12 protein-coding genes are annotated in these 13536 nt (G+C 69.2%); 9 read left to right on the top strand and 3 right to left on the bottom strand.

Going from position 1 to position 13536, the window contains the following annotated elements:
• Window positions 1-2 precede the first annotated feature (2 nt).
• The 3 genes from ABL312_RS04795 to ABL312_RS04785 are packed head-to-tail and all read left to right on the top strand — an operon-like array spanning window position 3 to window position 2862.
• Window positions 3-1043: an iron ABC transporter substrate-binding protein gene (locus ABL312_RS04795; RefSeq protein ID WP_349360234.1), complete on the top strand. Its 1041-nt coding sequence runs from the start codon at window positions 3-5 to the stop codon at window positions 1041-1043.
• Window positions 1019-2074: an iron ABC transporter permease gene (locus ABL312_RS04790; protein ID WP_349360233.1), complete on the top strand. Its 1056-nt coding sequence runs from the start codon at window positions 1019-1021 to the stop codon at window positions 2072-2074. Before ABL312_RS04795 ends, ABL312_RS04790 begins: the two co-directional genes overlap by 25 nt.
• On the top strand, window positions 2071-2862 hold the full coding sequence (locus ABL312_RS04785; RefSeq protein WP_349360232.1) for an ABC transporter ATP-binding protein: 792 nt from the start codon (window positions 2071-2073) through the stop codon (window positions 2860-2862). Before ABL312_RS04790 ends, ABL312_RS04785 begins: the two co-directional genes overlap by 4 nt.
• Before the next feature lie 52 nt (window positions 2863-2914).
• Here ABL312_RS04785 and ABL312_RS04780 read toward each other — a convergent pair whose 3' ends face one another.
• A complete protein-coding gene (locus ABL312_RS04780) occupies window positions 2915-3610 on the bottom strand; it encodes a GntR family transcriptional regulator (protein ID WP_349360231.1) in 696 nt (231 codons plus the stop codon).
• A 383-nt stretch (window positions 3611-3993) separates the two neighbouring features.
• Here ABL312_RS04780 and ABL312_RS04775 point away from each other — a divergent pair, with 383 nt between their 5' ends.
• The 6 genes from ABL312_RS04775 to ABL312_RS04750 all read left to right on the top strand — a co-directional run bounded on the left by ABL312_RS04775 (window position 3994) and on the right by ABL312_RS04750 (window position 11378).
• Window positions 3994-4665 (top strand): hypothetical protein, encoded by a 672-nt coding sequence (locus tag ABL312_RS04775; protein ID WP_349360230.1) that lies wholly within the window; start codon window positions 3994-3996, stop codon window positions 4663-4665.
• A gap of 422 nt (window positions 4666-5087) precedes the next feature.
• The gene (locus ABL312_RS04770) at window positions 5088-6566 is read left to right on the top strand and encodes a deoxyribodipyrimidine photo-lyase (protein ID WP_349360229.1); all 1479 of its coding nucleotides are present in this window, start codon (window positions 5088-5090) and stop codon (window positions 6564-6566) included.
• A gap of 24 nt (window positions 6567-6590) precedes the next feature.
• A complete protein-coding gene (locus ABL312_RS04765; RefSeq protein ID WP_349360228.1) occupies window positions 6591-7895 on the top strand; it encodes an FAD-dependent oxidoreductase in 1305 nt (434 codons plus the stop codon).
• A gap of 2 nt (window positions 7896-7897) precedes the next feature.
• The gene (locus ABL312_RS04760) at window positions 7898-8728 is read left to right on the top strand and encodes a DUF1365 domain-containing protein (RefSeq protein ID WP_349360227.1); all 831 of its coding nucleotides are present in this window, start codon (window positions 7898-7900) and stop codon (window positions 8726-8728) included.
• Between the two features lie 29 nt (window positions 8729-8757).
• The gene (locus tag ABL312_RS04755; protein ID WP_349360226.1) at window positions 8758-9987 is read left to right on the top strand and encodes a cyclopropane-fatty-acyl-phospholipid synthase family protein; all 1230 of its coding nucleotides are present in this window, start codon (window positions 8758-8760) and stop codon (window positions 9985-9987) included.
• 29 nt (window positions 9988-10016) lie between these two features.
• A complete protein-coding gene (locus ABL312_RS04750; RefSeq protein WP_349360225.1) occupies window positions 10017-11378 on the top strand; it encodes an MFS transporter in 1362 nt (453 codons plus the stop codon).
• Window positions 11379-11421: 43 nt separating this feature from the next.
• Here ABL312_RS04750 and ABL312_RS04745 read toward each other — a convergent pair whose 3' ends face one another.
• Together ABL312_RS04745 and ABL312_RS04740 are read right to left on the bottom strand one after the other, a co-directional pair.
• Window positions 11422-12258 (bottom strand): SDR family NAD(P)-dependent oxidoreductase, encoded by an 837-nt coding sequence (locus ABL312_RS04745; RefSeq protein WP_349360224.1) that lies wholly within the window; start codon window positions 12256-12258, stop codon window positions 11422-11424.
• Between the two features lie 327 nt (window positions 12259-12585).
• Window positions 12586-13236, bottom strand: a complete 651-nt coding sequence (locus ABL312_RS04740) for a ChrR family anti-sigma-E factor (RefSeq protein WP_349360223.1) — start codon at window positions 13234-13236, stop codon at window positions 12586-12588.
• Window positions 13237-13536: the final 300 nt, after the last annotated feature.

Below are 13536 nucleotides of genomic sequence, written 5' to 3'. Positions count from 1 at the left end.
GCATGACACGTCTGGCGTTGTTTCTTCTGACCCTCGCCGTCGCCTGGGCCGCCGGCCCGGCGGTTCAGGCGCGCAGCATCACCGATTCCGCCGGGCGCGTGGTCGAGCTGCCCGAGACCGTCACCCGGGTCTTCGCCGCCGGGCCGCCGGCCGCGATCGTCGTTTATGCGCTGAAGCCCGACGCCCTTCTCGGCTGGCCGCGCGCCTTGCGGGCGGTCGAACGCCCCTATATCGCCGAGGCCTACCGCGACCTCCCCGAAACCGGCCGCCTGACGGGACGCGGCGGTGGCGCCAATCTGGAGCGCGTGATCGCGCTGAAGCCGGACGTCATCGTCGACTTCGGCTCCGTCCGCGCCACCTACATCGATCTCGCCGACCGCGTGCAGGCGCAGACCGGCATTCCCTATATCCTGATCGACGGGAGGTTCGAGGCAACACCGGCCGCGCTGCGGCTGCTGGGTCAGGCGCTTGGCGTCGCCGAGCGCGGGGAGACGCTGGCGCGGGATGTCGAGGACACCTTCTCTCGGCTCGACGCCACGCTCGCCGATGTGCCGCAGGAGGCCCGTCCCCGCGTCTATCTCGCGCGCGGACCGGACGGGCTGGAGACGGGCCTGAAGGGCTCGATCAACACCGAGATCATCGAACGCGCCGGCGGGCGCAACGTGGCCGAGGCCCCTGGTCAATACGGGCTCGTGCGCGCCTCGCCCGAACAGGTGATCGTCGCCGATCCCGACACGATCATCACCTGGGACCGCACCTTCTTCGACCGGGTCTGGCGCGACCCGCTTTGGGCCGGCATCACCGCCGTGCGCGAGGGCCGGGTCTATCTGTCGCCGCGCGCGCCCTTCGGATGGATCGACCGCCCGCCGTCGATCAACCGGCTGATGGGGCTCGAATGGCTCGCCGGCCTGTTCTATCCCGACCGCTGGACGGGCGACCTGCGCGTCGCCACCCGCGAATTCTACAAGCTCTGGTACCACGTCGACCTGTCGGAGCCGGAGCTCGACCGGTTGATCGAATGGGCGAACGGGCGCGCGCCGTGACGCAGCCGGCGCCCTCGCCGCGCGGCATCGCCGTCCCTCTGCTGGCATTCCTTTCCGGACTGGTCGCGGCGCTGGCCTTCGCGGCCCTCCTCGTCGGTCCGTTTCCCGTGCCGCCGGCGACGGCGCTTGCGGTGCTCGCCGGCAGCGTGACGGGGATCGCATCCGACGCGTCCGAGGCGGCACGCACGGTGGTGCTGTCGATCCGCCTGCCACGCGTCGCGGCCGCCCTGCTGGTGGGCGCGGCCCTCGCGGCCGCCGGCGCGTGCTACCAGACCCTGTTTCGCAACCCGCTCGTCTCGCCCGATATTCTCGGCGTGTCGGCGGGCGCGGCCCTTGGCGCCGTGCTCGGCATCTTCCTGGCCCTGCCGGTCGCCGCGATCCAGCTGATGGGCTTCGCCGGGGGGCTCGGCGCCGTGGCGCTCGTCGGCTTCGTCGCGGCCTCCGTGCGCAGCGGCGACCGCACGCTGGTGCTGGTGCTCACCGGCGTCGTCGTCGGCGCGCTGACCGGGGCCGCCACCTCGCTGCTCAAGGTGCTCGCCGATCCTTACGATCAATTGCCCGCCATCACCTTCTGGCTGCTGGGCTCGCTGGCCGGCGCCAAGCCGGAGGATCTCCTGCCGGCCGCGCCCGTGGTGGTGCTCGGGCTGATCCCGCTCATCCTTCTGCGCTGGCGCATCAACGTGCTGTCGCTCGGCGACGAGGAGGCCCGCGCGCTCGGCCTGGAGGCCGGCCGGCTGCGGGCGGCCGTCATCGTCTGCGCCACGCTCGTCACGGCCAGCGTGGTGGCGATCGCGGGCATCGTCGGCTGGGTCGGGCTCGTCATTCCGCATATCGCCCGCATGCTGGTCGGCCCCGGCTTCGGCGTGCTGCTGCCGGCCTCGGTCCTGCTCGGAGCGGGCTACCTTTTGCTGGTGGACACGCTGGCGCGCACCATCGCCGCGACCGAGGTGCCGCTCGGCATCCTGACCGCCGTCGTCGGCGCTCCGTTCTTCCTGTGGCTGCTGGCGCGCGGACGGCGGAGCTGGGCATGAGGCTGGAGGCGCGCGATCTCGCGATCGGCTATCCCGGCCGGACCGTGGCGCGCGGGATCTCGCTTGCCGCCGGCGCCGGGGATGTGCTGTGCCTGCTCGGGCCCAACGGCTCGGGCAAGACGACGCTGTTCAAGACGCTTCTCGGCCTCCTGCCGGCCAAACACGGGACGGTGCACCTCGACGGCGTGCCGCAGGCGCGCCTGTCGCGCGCCGAGACCGCCCGCCGCGTCGCCTATGTGCCCCAGGCCCACGCCGCCCCCTTCGCGCACACCGCGCATGAGATCGTGCTGATGGGCCGCACGGCGCGTCTCGGGCCCTTCGCGCAGCCCGGCGCACGGGACCGCCGCATCGCGCGCGATGCGCTGGAGCGTCTCGGCATCGGCGATCTCGCGCCCGCCGACTACACGCGCCTGTCCGGCGGTCAGCGCCAGCTTGTCCTGATCGCCCGCGCGCTCGCGCAGGAGGCGCCCGTGCTGGTGATGGACGAACCGACGGCCAGTCTCGACTTCGGCAATCAGGCGCGGGTGTTGAGCGAGGTGGCCGGGCTGGCGGCGAGCGGCCTCACCGTCGTGCTGTCGACGCACGATCCCGATCAGGCCTTCGCCGTCGGCACCACGGCGATGCTGCTGGAGGACGGCGGCGTCGCGGCCCAGGGCGCCCCGCAGGCGGCGCTCACGGCCGATCTGCTGTCGCGGATCTACCGGGTCGAGGTGGAGATTGCTCGGCTTGCCGGCGGGCGCAGCGTCTGCCTTCCCTCCCTGCGGCGTCCGCAAGCCCCGCAGACGTGAGCCCGAGCCACCGGCCATCCGCCGGCGAAAGAAGCGGCGGCGGGACCCGATGTCAGACGGCCTCAACCGCAAGACCGTGCAGCCGTGCGACGCGGGTCAGCAGCCGGTCAAGATCTTCGACGCGCCGCGCGAAGGCCGCGTCGATCAGGGCATGCGCGCCCCGTCCGTCCCCGGCCCGCAGGGTGTCGACGAAGACCCTGCGCTCGCGGCAATGGGACGCCATGTCCCTGCGACCGGCGAAATCGACATGGCGCATGACATGCGTGCGGTCGATGGCGCAGGCGACCACATGCGTGAAGGCCGGGTTGCTGATCTCCTCGAGCATCAGACGATAGAAGCCTTCCATTTCGGCGACATAGGCGTCGGGCGCGGCCTGCGGGCCCAGCGCCTCGATCGCCTCCATGTCGAGCCAGGGCGCCGCGTCCCGCGCGCCCCCGGCGCGGATCACCGCGTCGCTGGCAAGCTTCGCGGCGAAATAGATCATCTCGAAATCCATGCGCATCGCCTGCAGGCCGAGGCCGCGCACGGAGTAGCCGCGCCCGGGGACATGCTCAATGAAGCCGTCCTGGGCGAGCGCCGCGAAGGCCTCCCGCACGGGAATGTGGCTGACATTGAATTCCGCCGCGATGTCGCCGCCCGCCAGCGCCGTGCCCGGAGGCACCTCAAACGCGCAGATCCGGCGACGAAGCGCCACATAGACCCTGTATCCGTGGGTCTGCCGGCCAGATACCGCCAATGTGACGCCCATTCGACTCGACTCCCTGCCGCATCGCCCCCCCGCGCCCTCTATCGTTGACGAAATGTCGCGCACAACTCGAGATTCAAAAATCTCACAAAAACGTGATGACGACAAAGCCATAACGGCGCCGTCTTCACGCCACACTCTTGCCACGGTTCAAATTCCAGCAATTTCAATGGACTAGACAAGGAACGACGGAACATGGTTACGCGCTCCTTAAGGAAAGGACGCCAATCCGTGATCCATATTACGGATTCGTCAGCAGGTTTGAGGAAGCATGTCACCGATCCTGTCTAAAATACTTGGACGGGAACACCAAATCTTAAGGTGTTCAACATTCAGGCGACCATCGGTGGGAACACATCGAGGCCGCCGTGCCTTGGGAGGCGAGAATGTACGGCTTCAAGATGGACCCCATTGAGACCGCGCGACGCGGCACCGTGACGGCTGTCGCCGCGCTGGCCCTGCTGGGCATGGCGACGGCGGGCGTTTCCGCCGTGGAGACCCTTGCGACGGCCGCCGGAAAAGGCGACCGCGAAACGTTCCTGCTGCCCGAGGACCGGCTTGCCGTGACCCTCGGCACGCCGGCCGGCGCGGCCTCCGGCGACGAGGAATACGCGATCTGGGTCGGCGAGGTGGAGCTGCGCGGTCGCAAGACCGTGTGGGTCGAGCTCATCGACCGGCACGGCGAAGTGATCTACGACAGCGAGGTCGCGCACAATGAGACCCACCTGCTGCCCGACGGGCGCGCGGTGGTGGTGCGCGCGTTGCTCGACCCGCAAGCGGAAGAGCCCACCGCCGTCGCCAAGACCGACCAGTCGCGTGTCGCGCCCGATGCCCGGCTCGTGGTGACGCGGCGTGTCGTCGATGCCCCGGCCGTGCAGACCGCGATCGAATTCATCGAGGAAATCCCGCGCGAGGAGCCGCGCGAGGACATGACGATGATGATGCGGGTCGCGGCCTTCGGCGAGCGGGTCTGGGCCGCGATCACCGGCGCGATGAGCGCGGCGGCCGACGGCGTGGCCGTTGCCTGGGCCTGGATCACGCAGACCCTGCAGGCCTGATCTCCTCGCTGACCTGCTTGCACGCCCGACCCGCGTGTCACTGTCGCGCGAATATCCGGCCGCGCGAAGACCGGGCGAGCCGACACGCGCCCTGCGGTCATGCGGTCGATGAGGATCCGCTAGCGGGCATGGCCCGCCAGCATTCCGCGCACTCCCGCGCAGGAGCATGCCCCTTTCCGCCATCCCCACAGCGAAGCGGCCGGCAGTACAGCGAAGCGGCCGGCGGTCCGCCAGGGCACGACGCCGAACCTGACGAGACGCCAGGAGACGCGGCAAGACGCGGGCGGCTTCCTGCCGCTTTCCCACGGTTTGCACGGTGCCGCTTATTTTGTTGATCGGTTTCGAAAAATTGCCAATCCATCGAGGTCGAACGGCCGTATGAATCGGGTGCTTGCATCTCTTGCACCGGATACATTCACCGTATGGCTTCTTCCGATACGCCCGCCCCGACGCTTCTCTGGTTTCGAAACGACCTGCGCCTTGACGACAACCCGGCCCTTCGCACCGCGCTGGAGACGCCGGCGCCTGTCGTCGCGCTCTTCGTGCTGGAGGAAGACGAACAAGGGGCGGCCGGTCCGCGCCCGCTCGGCGGGGCGGCGCGCTGGTGGCTGCATCGGTCCCTGACCGCGCTGGCCGCCGATCTGGAGCGTCACGCGATCCCGCTGGTGCTGCGGCGCGGCCGGGCCGAGGACATCGTGCCGGAGGTGGTCGGCGAGACGGGGGCCGCACGGGTCGTGTGGAACCGCCGCTACGACGGCGGCGGCATTGCCGTCGACAGCGCGCTCAAGAGCCGGTTGAAGGCGGACGGCATCGCCGTCGACAGCTTCAACGGCTCGCTGCTTCTCGAGCCCTGGGAGGTGAAGACCGGCGCGGGCGAGCCCTACAAGGTGTTCACGCCCTTCTGGCGCGCCGCACGCGCGGCCGGAGATCCGGCGCCGCCGCGCGATGCCCCGTCCGCAAACCCCGAGCGCCTGCGGGTGTCCGCGCCGCCGGGCGAAGCTCTCGACGACTGGGACCTCTTGCCCACGAAACCGGACTGGGCCGGCGGCCTGCGCGACACCTGGACGCCGGGCGAAGCGGGCGCGCGCGACAGGCTCGAAGCCTTTCTCGACGACCGGCTTGCGCGCTATGCGGGCGAGCGCGACCTTCCCGGGGCAGAGGCGACCTCGATGCTCTCCCCGCATCTGCGCTTCGGCGAGATCTCGCCGCGCCGCATCTGGGCGGCGGCCGCCCATCGCGCCGCCGACGACGACCGCATCTCGGACCGTCAGCTCTCCAAGTTCCAGGCCGAGCTCGGCTGGCGCGAGTTCTCCAACCACCTGCTGTTTCACTTTCCCGACCTCGGCCGCGAGAACTTCCAGCCGAAGTTCGACGCCTTTCCCTGGCGCGACGATCCCGACGGCCTGCGCGCCTGGCAGAAGGGACAGACCGGCTACCCCTTCGTGGATGCGGGCCTGCGCGAATTGTGGGCCACCGGCTACATGCACAACCGCGTTCGCATGGTCGTCGCCTCCTTTCTGGTCAAGCATCTGATGATCGACTGGCGGGCCGGCGAGGCCTGGTTCTGGGACACGCTGGTCGACGCCGACCCGGCCAACAACACCGCAAGCTGGCAGTGGGTCGCCGGATCGGGGGCGGATGCCGCGCCCTATTTCCGGATCTTCAACCCGACCACGCAGGGCGAGAAATTCGACCCGGAGGGCGATTACACCCGCCGCTGGGTGCCGGAACTCGCCGATCTTCCGAAGAAATATCTGTACAAACCGCAGGAAGCCCCGCGCGAGATTCTCGAGCGCGCCGGCATCCGCCTGGGGGAGACCTACCCCCGCCCCATCGTCGACCACAGCCGCGCGCGCCAGCGTGCCCTCGACGCCTTTCAAACCACAAAGACTGCGGCCTAAAGCCGCCAGGGAAGAGGACACGCCATGCGCATAGCCGTCATCGGATCGGGCATCGCCGGAAATGCCGCCGCCTGGGCTCTGAGCGAACGCCACGACGTGACGCTGTATGAAAAACGCGACCGTCCGGGCGGCCACAGCGCCACCGTCGACGTCGACTACGACGGCACACAGATCGCCGTCGACACCGGCTTCATCGTCTACAACGACCTGAACTACCCGAATTTCACCGCCCTGCTCGATCACCTCGGCGTCAAGACCGAGGCGAGCGACATGAGCTTCGCCTTCTCGCTCGACAAGGGCGTGCGCGAATGGTCGGGCAGCGACCTCAACACCATCTTCGGCCAGCGCCGCAACATCGCCTCGCCGCGCTTCCTGTGGATGCTGCGCGAGATCCTGCGGTTCAACCGGCTTGCCGTGACCGACCGCGCCAGTGGGGTCACGGCCGGCCTGTCGCTGGAGGCCTATCTCGACAAGCGCCGCTTCGCGCGCAGCTTCGCCAGCGATTATCTGCTGCCGATGGGGGCCGCGATCTGGTCGACCCCGCCGGCCGACATGCTCGCCTTTCCCGCCGACAATTTCATCGCCTTCTTCGAAAACCACCGTCTGGTCAACATGGACCGGCCGATCTGGCGGACCGTGTCCGGCGGCAGCCGCACCTATGTCGAGCGCCTGCTGTCGCCGCTCAGGGACAAGATCCGGCTGGCGACACCGGTCCAGCGGATCGTGCGCGCGAACGGAAAGGTGCATGTGGTCGACCACACCGGCCATGAGGATGTCTTCGACCATGTGGTGCTGGCCGCCCACACGGACCAGAGCCTCGCCATGCTGGGCGATCCGACGCCGGAGGAACGCAACATCCTCGGCGCCATCCGCTACCGGCCGAACCAGGTCTACCTGCATCGCGACGCGGCCCTGATGCCGAAGCGCAGGCGCGTGTGGGCGTCGTGGAACTATCTCTCCTCCAGCGATCCCGGCGCGCCCTATCGCGACGCCTCGGTCAGCTACTGGATGAACCGGCTGCAGAACCTGCCCGCCGACAAGCCGCTGTTCGTCAGCCTCAACCCGGTGGAGCCGCCGCGCGAAGACCTCACCTTCGCCACCTTCGAGTACGATCATCCCCAGTTCGACGCCGGCGCCATGGCCGCCCAGCGCGCGCTCGGGCAGATCCAGGGCACCGGCAACACCTGGTACTGCGGCGCCTGGTGCGGCTACGGGTTTCACGAGGACGGTCTGCGGGCCGGTCTCGAGGCGGCGGAAGCGATCGGCTGCGACATCCCGTGGCGCGTCGACAGCCGGGGCGTCGCCCGGCCCGCGGAAGCGGCGGAGTGACAATGCAACGCCCGGTCACGACCTGGAGCGACAACGGCCCCGCGCCGGAGGCGGCGGCGGTGCTCTACCCGGGCAAGGTGATGCATGCCCGGCTGAAGCCCTTCGGCCATCGCTTCACCTACACCGTGTTCTCGCTGCTCATCGACCTCGACCGGCTTGCGGACGCGAACCGTCTGTCGCCGCTGTTTTCGGTGAACCGTTTCAATCTCCTGAGCTTTCGCGCCGCCGACCACGGCCCGCGCGACGGCAGCGACCTCAGGACCCATGTCGACGCCCTGCTGGCCGAGCAGGGGCTCGCCCGCCCCTCCCGCGTCCTGCTTTTGTGCTACCCGCGGGTCGCGGGCTATGTGTTCAACCCGCTGTCGGTCTATTTCGCCTATGACGGCGACGGCGCGCTGACGGCGCTCGTCTACGAGGTGCGCAACACCTTCGGCGAGTTGCACACCTATGTCGCGCCGGTGCGCAGCGGCCAGGCCGGGCCGGAAGGCGTGCGCCAGGACCAGCAGAAGCTGTTCTACGTCTCGCCCTTCATCGACATGGCGCAACACTATCATTTCCGCATCCTGCCGCCGGGCGCGGCGGTGCGGGTGCGCATCCTGGAGACCGATGGCGATGGGCCCTTGCTGTCGGCCAGCTTCGCCGGGCGGGCCCGCCGGCTCACCAGCCGCGCCGTGCTCTCGCTCTGCTTGAAAATTCCTTTCATGACACTCAAAGTAATCGGAGGCATCCATTGGGAAGCTCTGAAATTGTGGTTGAAGGGAGCGCCGTTCCACTCTCCGTCGAAGCGCGCGCGGGCCGCGGCCCACGCGCCCGCCTCCTCCTCCCGCGCCTGACCGCGCCGGCCGTTTGACGAGGTTTGACCATGTCGACTGCAATCGTGCTCACGCCTGACAATGCCGGCCGGGCGCTTGCCGGCCTGCCCCGGCTTGCCAAACTCGGCATGCGGGTCGCGCTGAACCTGAGCGTCGGATCGCTGCTGGTGGAAACGCCGGAGGGCCGCCGCTTTCTGGTGCGCGGCCATGGGCCCGGCCCCGACGCGGACGTGAAGATCCACTCGTGGAAGTTCATCCGCCGCCTGCTGAGCGGCGCCGACGTGGGCGTCGCCGAAGCCTATATGGCCGGCGAATGGACGAGTTCCGACGTCACCACCTTCCTGGAGCTGTTCTGCCGCAACCGCGACGCGACCGCCGACATGCTGCGCGGCACGCGGCTCTACCGGGCGCTGATCCGCCTGCGGCACTGGCTGAACCGCAACACGCGATCGGGATCGCGGCGCAACATCTCCGCGCATTACGACCTGGGCAACGCCTTCTACCGCGAGTGGCTCGACCCTTCGATGACCTATTCCTCCGGGCTCTACGAGGGCGGCGTCAACGATCTGGAACAGGCACAGCGGCGCAAGTATCTGTCGCTCGCCCGGGAAGCGGAAATCCGCGAGGGCCACCATGTGCTCGAGATCGGCTGCGGCTGGGGCGGCTTCGCCGAATTCGTCGCCAAGGAGATCGGCGCCAAGGTGACCGGCCTCACCATCTCGCGGGAGCAGTACGACTTCGCCTGCCAGCGGATGCAGGAACACGGGTTGTCCGACAAGGTGGAGATCAAGCTGCAGGACTACCGCGACGAGGCCCGCCAGTACGACCGCGTCGCATCGATCGAGATGTTCGAGGCGGTGGGCGAGCAATATTGGCCGACCTACTTTCAGAAGGTCTCCGACTGCCTGAAGAGCGGCGGACGCGCGGGCCTGCAGATCATCACCATCCAGGACGAGCTGTTTCCCGACTACCGCAGCACGCCCGACTTCATCCAGCGGCACGTGTTTCCCGGCGGCATGCTGCCGCCGCCCGGAACGCTGGAGGATCTTGGCGCCCGCACCGGGCTGACGCTGGCCGCGCAGAAGATCTTCGGCCATGACTACGCCCGCACGCTGGAGGAATGGCGCGTGCGCTTCTGGGCCGCCTGGCCGCGCATCCGCCCGCTCGGCTTCGACGAGCGCTTCAAGCGGCTGTGGGAATTCTATTTCCACTACTGCGAGGCGGGCTTTCGCTCCGGGAACATCGACGTGCGCCAGATGATCTATGTGAAGGCGTCCTGATCCGTGACGTGCGGACAGGGACGCCGGACGTGACGCGGAGCGCAGCGCCAGACAGCGCCAGCGCGCCGCCCGGGTTGGCGCGCCTCACCCGCGCGGCGCTGCTCGTCTATGCGGCGCCGGCGTTGCCGCTCGCGGCCCTCACCCTGCCGCTTTACGTGATCCTGCCGACCTTCTACGCCGAAACGGTCGGTCTGCCGCTGGCCACAGTGGGCGCGATCCTGCTTGCCGTGCGCCTGCTGGACGCGCTGTCGGACCCGGTCGTCGGGGTGCTGGCGGACCGCTATCATCCCCCGCTCGGGCGGCGGCGCGGCTGGTTTCTGCTCGCCGCGCTTCCCGCGGCCCTTGCCGCCTACATGATCCTCACCCCGCCGGGCGACGCCGGCGCCGGCTATCTGCTCTTCTGGGGCATCGCACTGTCGCTCGGCTACACCGCCTGCGTCATTCCCTATACGGCCTGGGGCGCCGATCTCGTCGCCGACTACCACGGACGCAGCCGCATCGCGGGCGCGCGCGAGGGCATGGTTCTGGTGGGGACGCTGGTCGCCGTGTCGGTGCCGGCGCTCGCCGAGACGCTCGGCGCGCAGGATCAGGCGCTGGGGCTCATGATTCTCGCCGTCTTCGTCGCCCTGGCGCTGCCGGGCCTGACGCTGCTGGCGGTGCTGCGCCTGCCCGAACCGGTGGACGCGGGCCGGCCGCTCCCCGCCTTTCGCGAGGGGCTGCGCCACGTCGCGCGCAACCAGCCGTTCCTGCGCCTGCTGGCCGCCTTCGTGCTCAACGGCTTCGCCAACGGTCTGCCAGCCACTCTGTTCCTGTTCTTCGTGGCGCGCGTGCTCGACGCGCCGCAGATGCAGGGGCCGTTCCTGTTTCTCTACTTCCTGTGCGGGATCGCCGGCGTTCCGCTCTGGCTCGCCGTCAGCCGGCGGTACGGCAAGCACCGCACATGGTCGGTGGCCATGCTCGGCGCCTGTGCGGTCTTCATTCTGGTGCCGCTGCTGGGCGCCGGCGATCTGGTGGGCTTCGCGATCATCTGCGTGCTGACGGGACTGGCGCTCGGCGCCGATCTGGCATTGCCGTCCGCGATCCAGGCCGATGTGATCGACGTCGACAATCTCTCCTCCGGCAGCCGCCGGTCCGGGCTCTACTTCGCGCTCTGGGGGCTGGCGACGAAACTGTCGCTGGCGCTCGCCGTCGGGCTCGCCTTTCCGCTTCTGCAACTGGCCGGCTTCGAGGCGGGCGGCACGGGGGCGGACGGGCTCGTCATGCTGGTCGCGCTCTATGCCATCGTTCCGGTCGCGCTGAAGCTTGCGGCCATTGCCTTGATGTGGCGGTTTCCGCTCGATGCCTCCGAGCACGCGCGCCTGTCGAGCGCGCTGGGGCGCGACCCGGCCTGAGCCTCACGCGGACAGCCCGTCACGCCCCGTTGACCCTCAACGCCTACCCGGCGTCCTCACCGGTGCCGTCAGGCGGCCCCTTCTTCGCCCAGCCGGTCGTGCGCCCGAGCAGCGGGAAATAGAGCCGATACGGCAGGATCCGCAGGAACTTGAGCTGCCAGGTGAAGCGGCGCGGGAAGGTGATCTCGAAATTCCCCTTGCGCGCGAGACCCGACACGAGGCGCTCGGCCGCCGTCTCGACCGGCAGGAGATGGGGCATCGGAAAGGGATTGTCCTTGGTCGCGGGCGTGTCGACGAAGCCCGGCGACACGATCTGGATGCGCACGCCGATCCGGTCGAGATCGAACTTGAGCGCCTCGCCCATGTTGATCAGCGCCGCCTTGGTCGCGCCATAGGCGGCCGATGTCGGCAGGCCGCTGTAGCCGGCGACAGAGGCCACCAGCGCGATCTGTCCGCGCCCGCGCCCGCGCATGGCCGCGATCAGCGGCACCAGCGCGTTCACCGTGCCGCCGAGATTGACGTCGAAGGACTTGTGGAAGTCGGCAAGATCCGGCGCGGTGCCGTCGACCGGCAGATAGATGCCGGCATTGAGCACCGCCAGCGCCACCGGGCCGAAATCCGCCTCGATGCCGCGCACGATCTCCGCCATCCGCTCAGGCTCGGTCGTATCGCCCTCATAGACGCGGATCTCGCCCGGTCCGTCGGCAGCCTGCGCGGCGAGCGTTTCAAGCGCATCGCGCGAGCGCGCCGTCACCGCCACGCGCCAGCCGCGCGCCGCGAGCTCTCGGGCAACCTCCGCGCCGATGCCGGAACTCGCTCCGGTCACCCAGGCGATCCCGTCTCCGGGTTGCGCGACATAGTCGGCCGTCGAACGTGTCATCGAACCTCCGTTGGGGGGGGGTCTTTCGCGCGCCGTTGCAGGAGAGCGGCGCGCCCGGCAAGCCTACGCCCGCCGCGGCCGGCACGATACACCCCTCGCGGTCCACGCGGGTGGCGGATGATGGCAAGACGTGACGCGGGATGGCGCCAGACGCGGACCGCTCGGGCCGGCCGGGGCTTCAGGGCCGACGGCGTGCCGGCGGCGTCGCCCGGCACGATTCCGCAAACTCATCGCGCCAACTTATCGCGTCGGCACCGGCCGCCGCGGGAAGGAGCGTTGCCGCGTCCGGCGCCAAATGTCGGCGGCGTGCGCCCTCACTCCGCCGTGTCAGCCCCTGAGAAAGGGGGCGAACAGCCGGCCCAGCGGTCCGGTGAGGCGCAGGCTGCCCTCGGTCACCGCGAAGCAGAGACAGTCCTCGCCTTCGTCGGCGATCGGACGGTGGTCCACGTCGTCGTCGGCATAGGCGACGTCGCCGCGAACGAAATGCCCGTTCACGTCGCTGAAACCGCCTTCCAGCACGAGGGTCAGCTCGGTGCCGTGGTGGGTGTGCGTCGGCATCGCCTGCCCGGCGCGGATCCACAGGAGGCTCGCCGAGCAGCCGTCGACATCCTCGCCGAGGCGATACTCGCGAAAGCCCGGCAGACGGGTCTTCCAGGGAATGTCCTCGACATCCTTGCCGATGAAATCGTAAAGCGCGCGCGGCAGACGGGTCTTGCGAGCGGGCCGCTCGGCGGGCACCACGATCTGCGGCTCGGGGCTCGCGAAGATCGCAGCCAGCATGCCGTCGCGATCGCTCAGATCCGCCGGCGCGACATCCTCCAGCAGGGAGCCGCAAGCCGCTTCGAGATCGCGCACATAGTCCCGGTTGACCGGCGACAGATCCAGGTGCGACCGCACCAGGAGCCGGGCCGGCTCGGCGAGCGTTCCGGCGACATATCCCGCCAGAAGCGCATCGAACTGTTGCTGTGTCTGCTCCATTCCGCTTCGCACCTTCTCAGTTGCGCGTTCGCGCCGTCTCGATAGCACATGCGCGCCGTGTCAGTCGCGCGTTCGCACTCCCATGGTCGCACACATGGTCGCACGTTCACGCCGTCGTCCCTGCGATGCCGACGCCATCGCAAGGAGATGCCCCTTGCCTTCGACCGTCGCCGCGCACCGCATGTCAATTCGAAGCGACGACCGACACTGTCAACTTGCGTCATCACGTCGCATTCATCCCGGTTACGTAGCCCGCAAGGCAGCGGATCAACGCAAACCGAGATTTATGTCGATCTAGCG

Source organism: Stappia sp. (assembly GCF_040110915.1).
Classification (GTDB): Bacteria; Pseudomonadota; Alphaproteobacteria; order Rhizobiales; family Stappiaceae; genus Stappia.
This window is presented reverse-complemented; position numbering and strand designations above follow the sequence as displayed.

Excerpts from the sequence above, each read along its gene's own strand:
- ABL312_RS04770 (WP_349360229.1), top strand. The coding sequence starts at position 5,088 with ATGGCTTCTTCCGATACGCCCGCCCCGACGCTTCTCTGGTTTCGAAAC.
- ABL312_RS04790 (WP_349360233.1), top strand. The coding sequence starts at position 1,019 with ATGGGCGAACGGGCGCGCGCCGTGACGCAGCCGGCGCCCTCGCCGCGC.
- ABL312_RS04795 (WP_349360234.1), top strand. The coding sequence starts at position 3 with ATGACACGTCTGGCGTTGTTTCTTCTGACCCTCGCCGTCGCCTGGGCC.
- ABL312_RS04755 (WP_349360226.1), top strand. The coding sequence starts at position 8,758 with ATGTCGACTGCAATCGTGCTCACGCCTGACAATGCCGGCCGGGCGCTT.
- ABL312_RS04745 (WP_349360224.1), bottom strand. The coding sequence starts at position 12,258 with ATGACACGTTCGACGGCCGACTATGTCGCGCAACCCGGAGACGGGATC.
- ABL312_RS04760 (WP_349360227.1), top strand. The coding sequence starts at position 7,898 with ATGCAACGCCCGGTCACGACCTGGAGCGACAACGGCCCCGCGCCGGAG.
- ABL312_RS04775 (WP_349360230.1), top strand. The coding sequence starts at position 3,994 with ATGTACGGCTTCAAGATGGACCCCATTGAGACCGCGCGACGCGGCACC.
- ABL312_RS04785 (WP_349360232.1), top strand. The coding sequence starts at position 2,071 with ATGAGGCTGGAGGCGCGCGATCTCGCGATCGGCTATCCCGGCCGGACC.
- ABL312_RS04780 (WP_349360231.1), bottom strand. The coding sequence starts at position 3,610 with ATGGGCGTCACATTGGCGGTATCTGGCCGGCAGACCCACGGATACAGG.
- ABL312_RS04740 (WP_349360223.1), bottom strand. The coding sequence starts at position 13,236 with ATGGAGCAGACACAGCAACAGTTCGATGCGCTTCTGGCGGGATATGTC.
- ABL312_RS04765 (WP_349360228.1), top strand. The coding sequence starts at position 6,591 with ATGCGCATAGCCGTCATCGGATCGGGCATCGCCGGAAATGCCGCCGCC.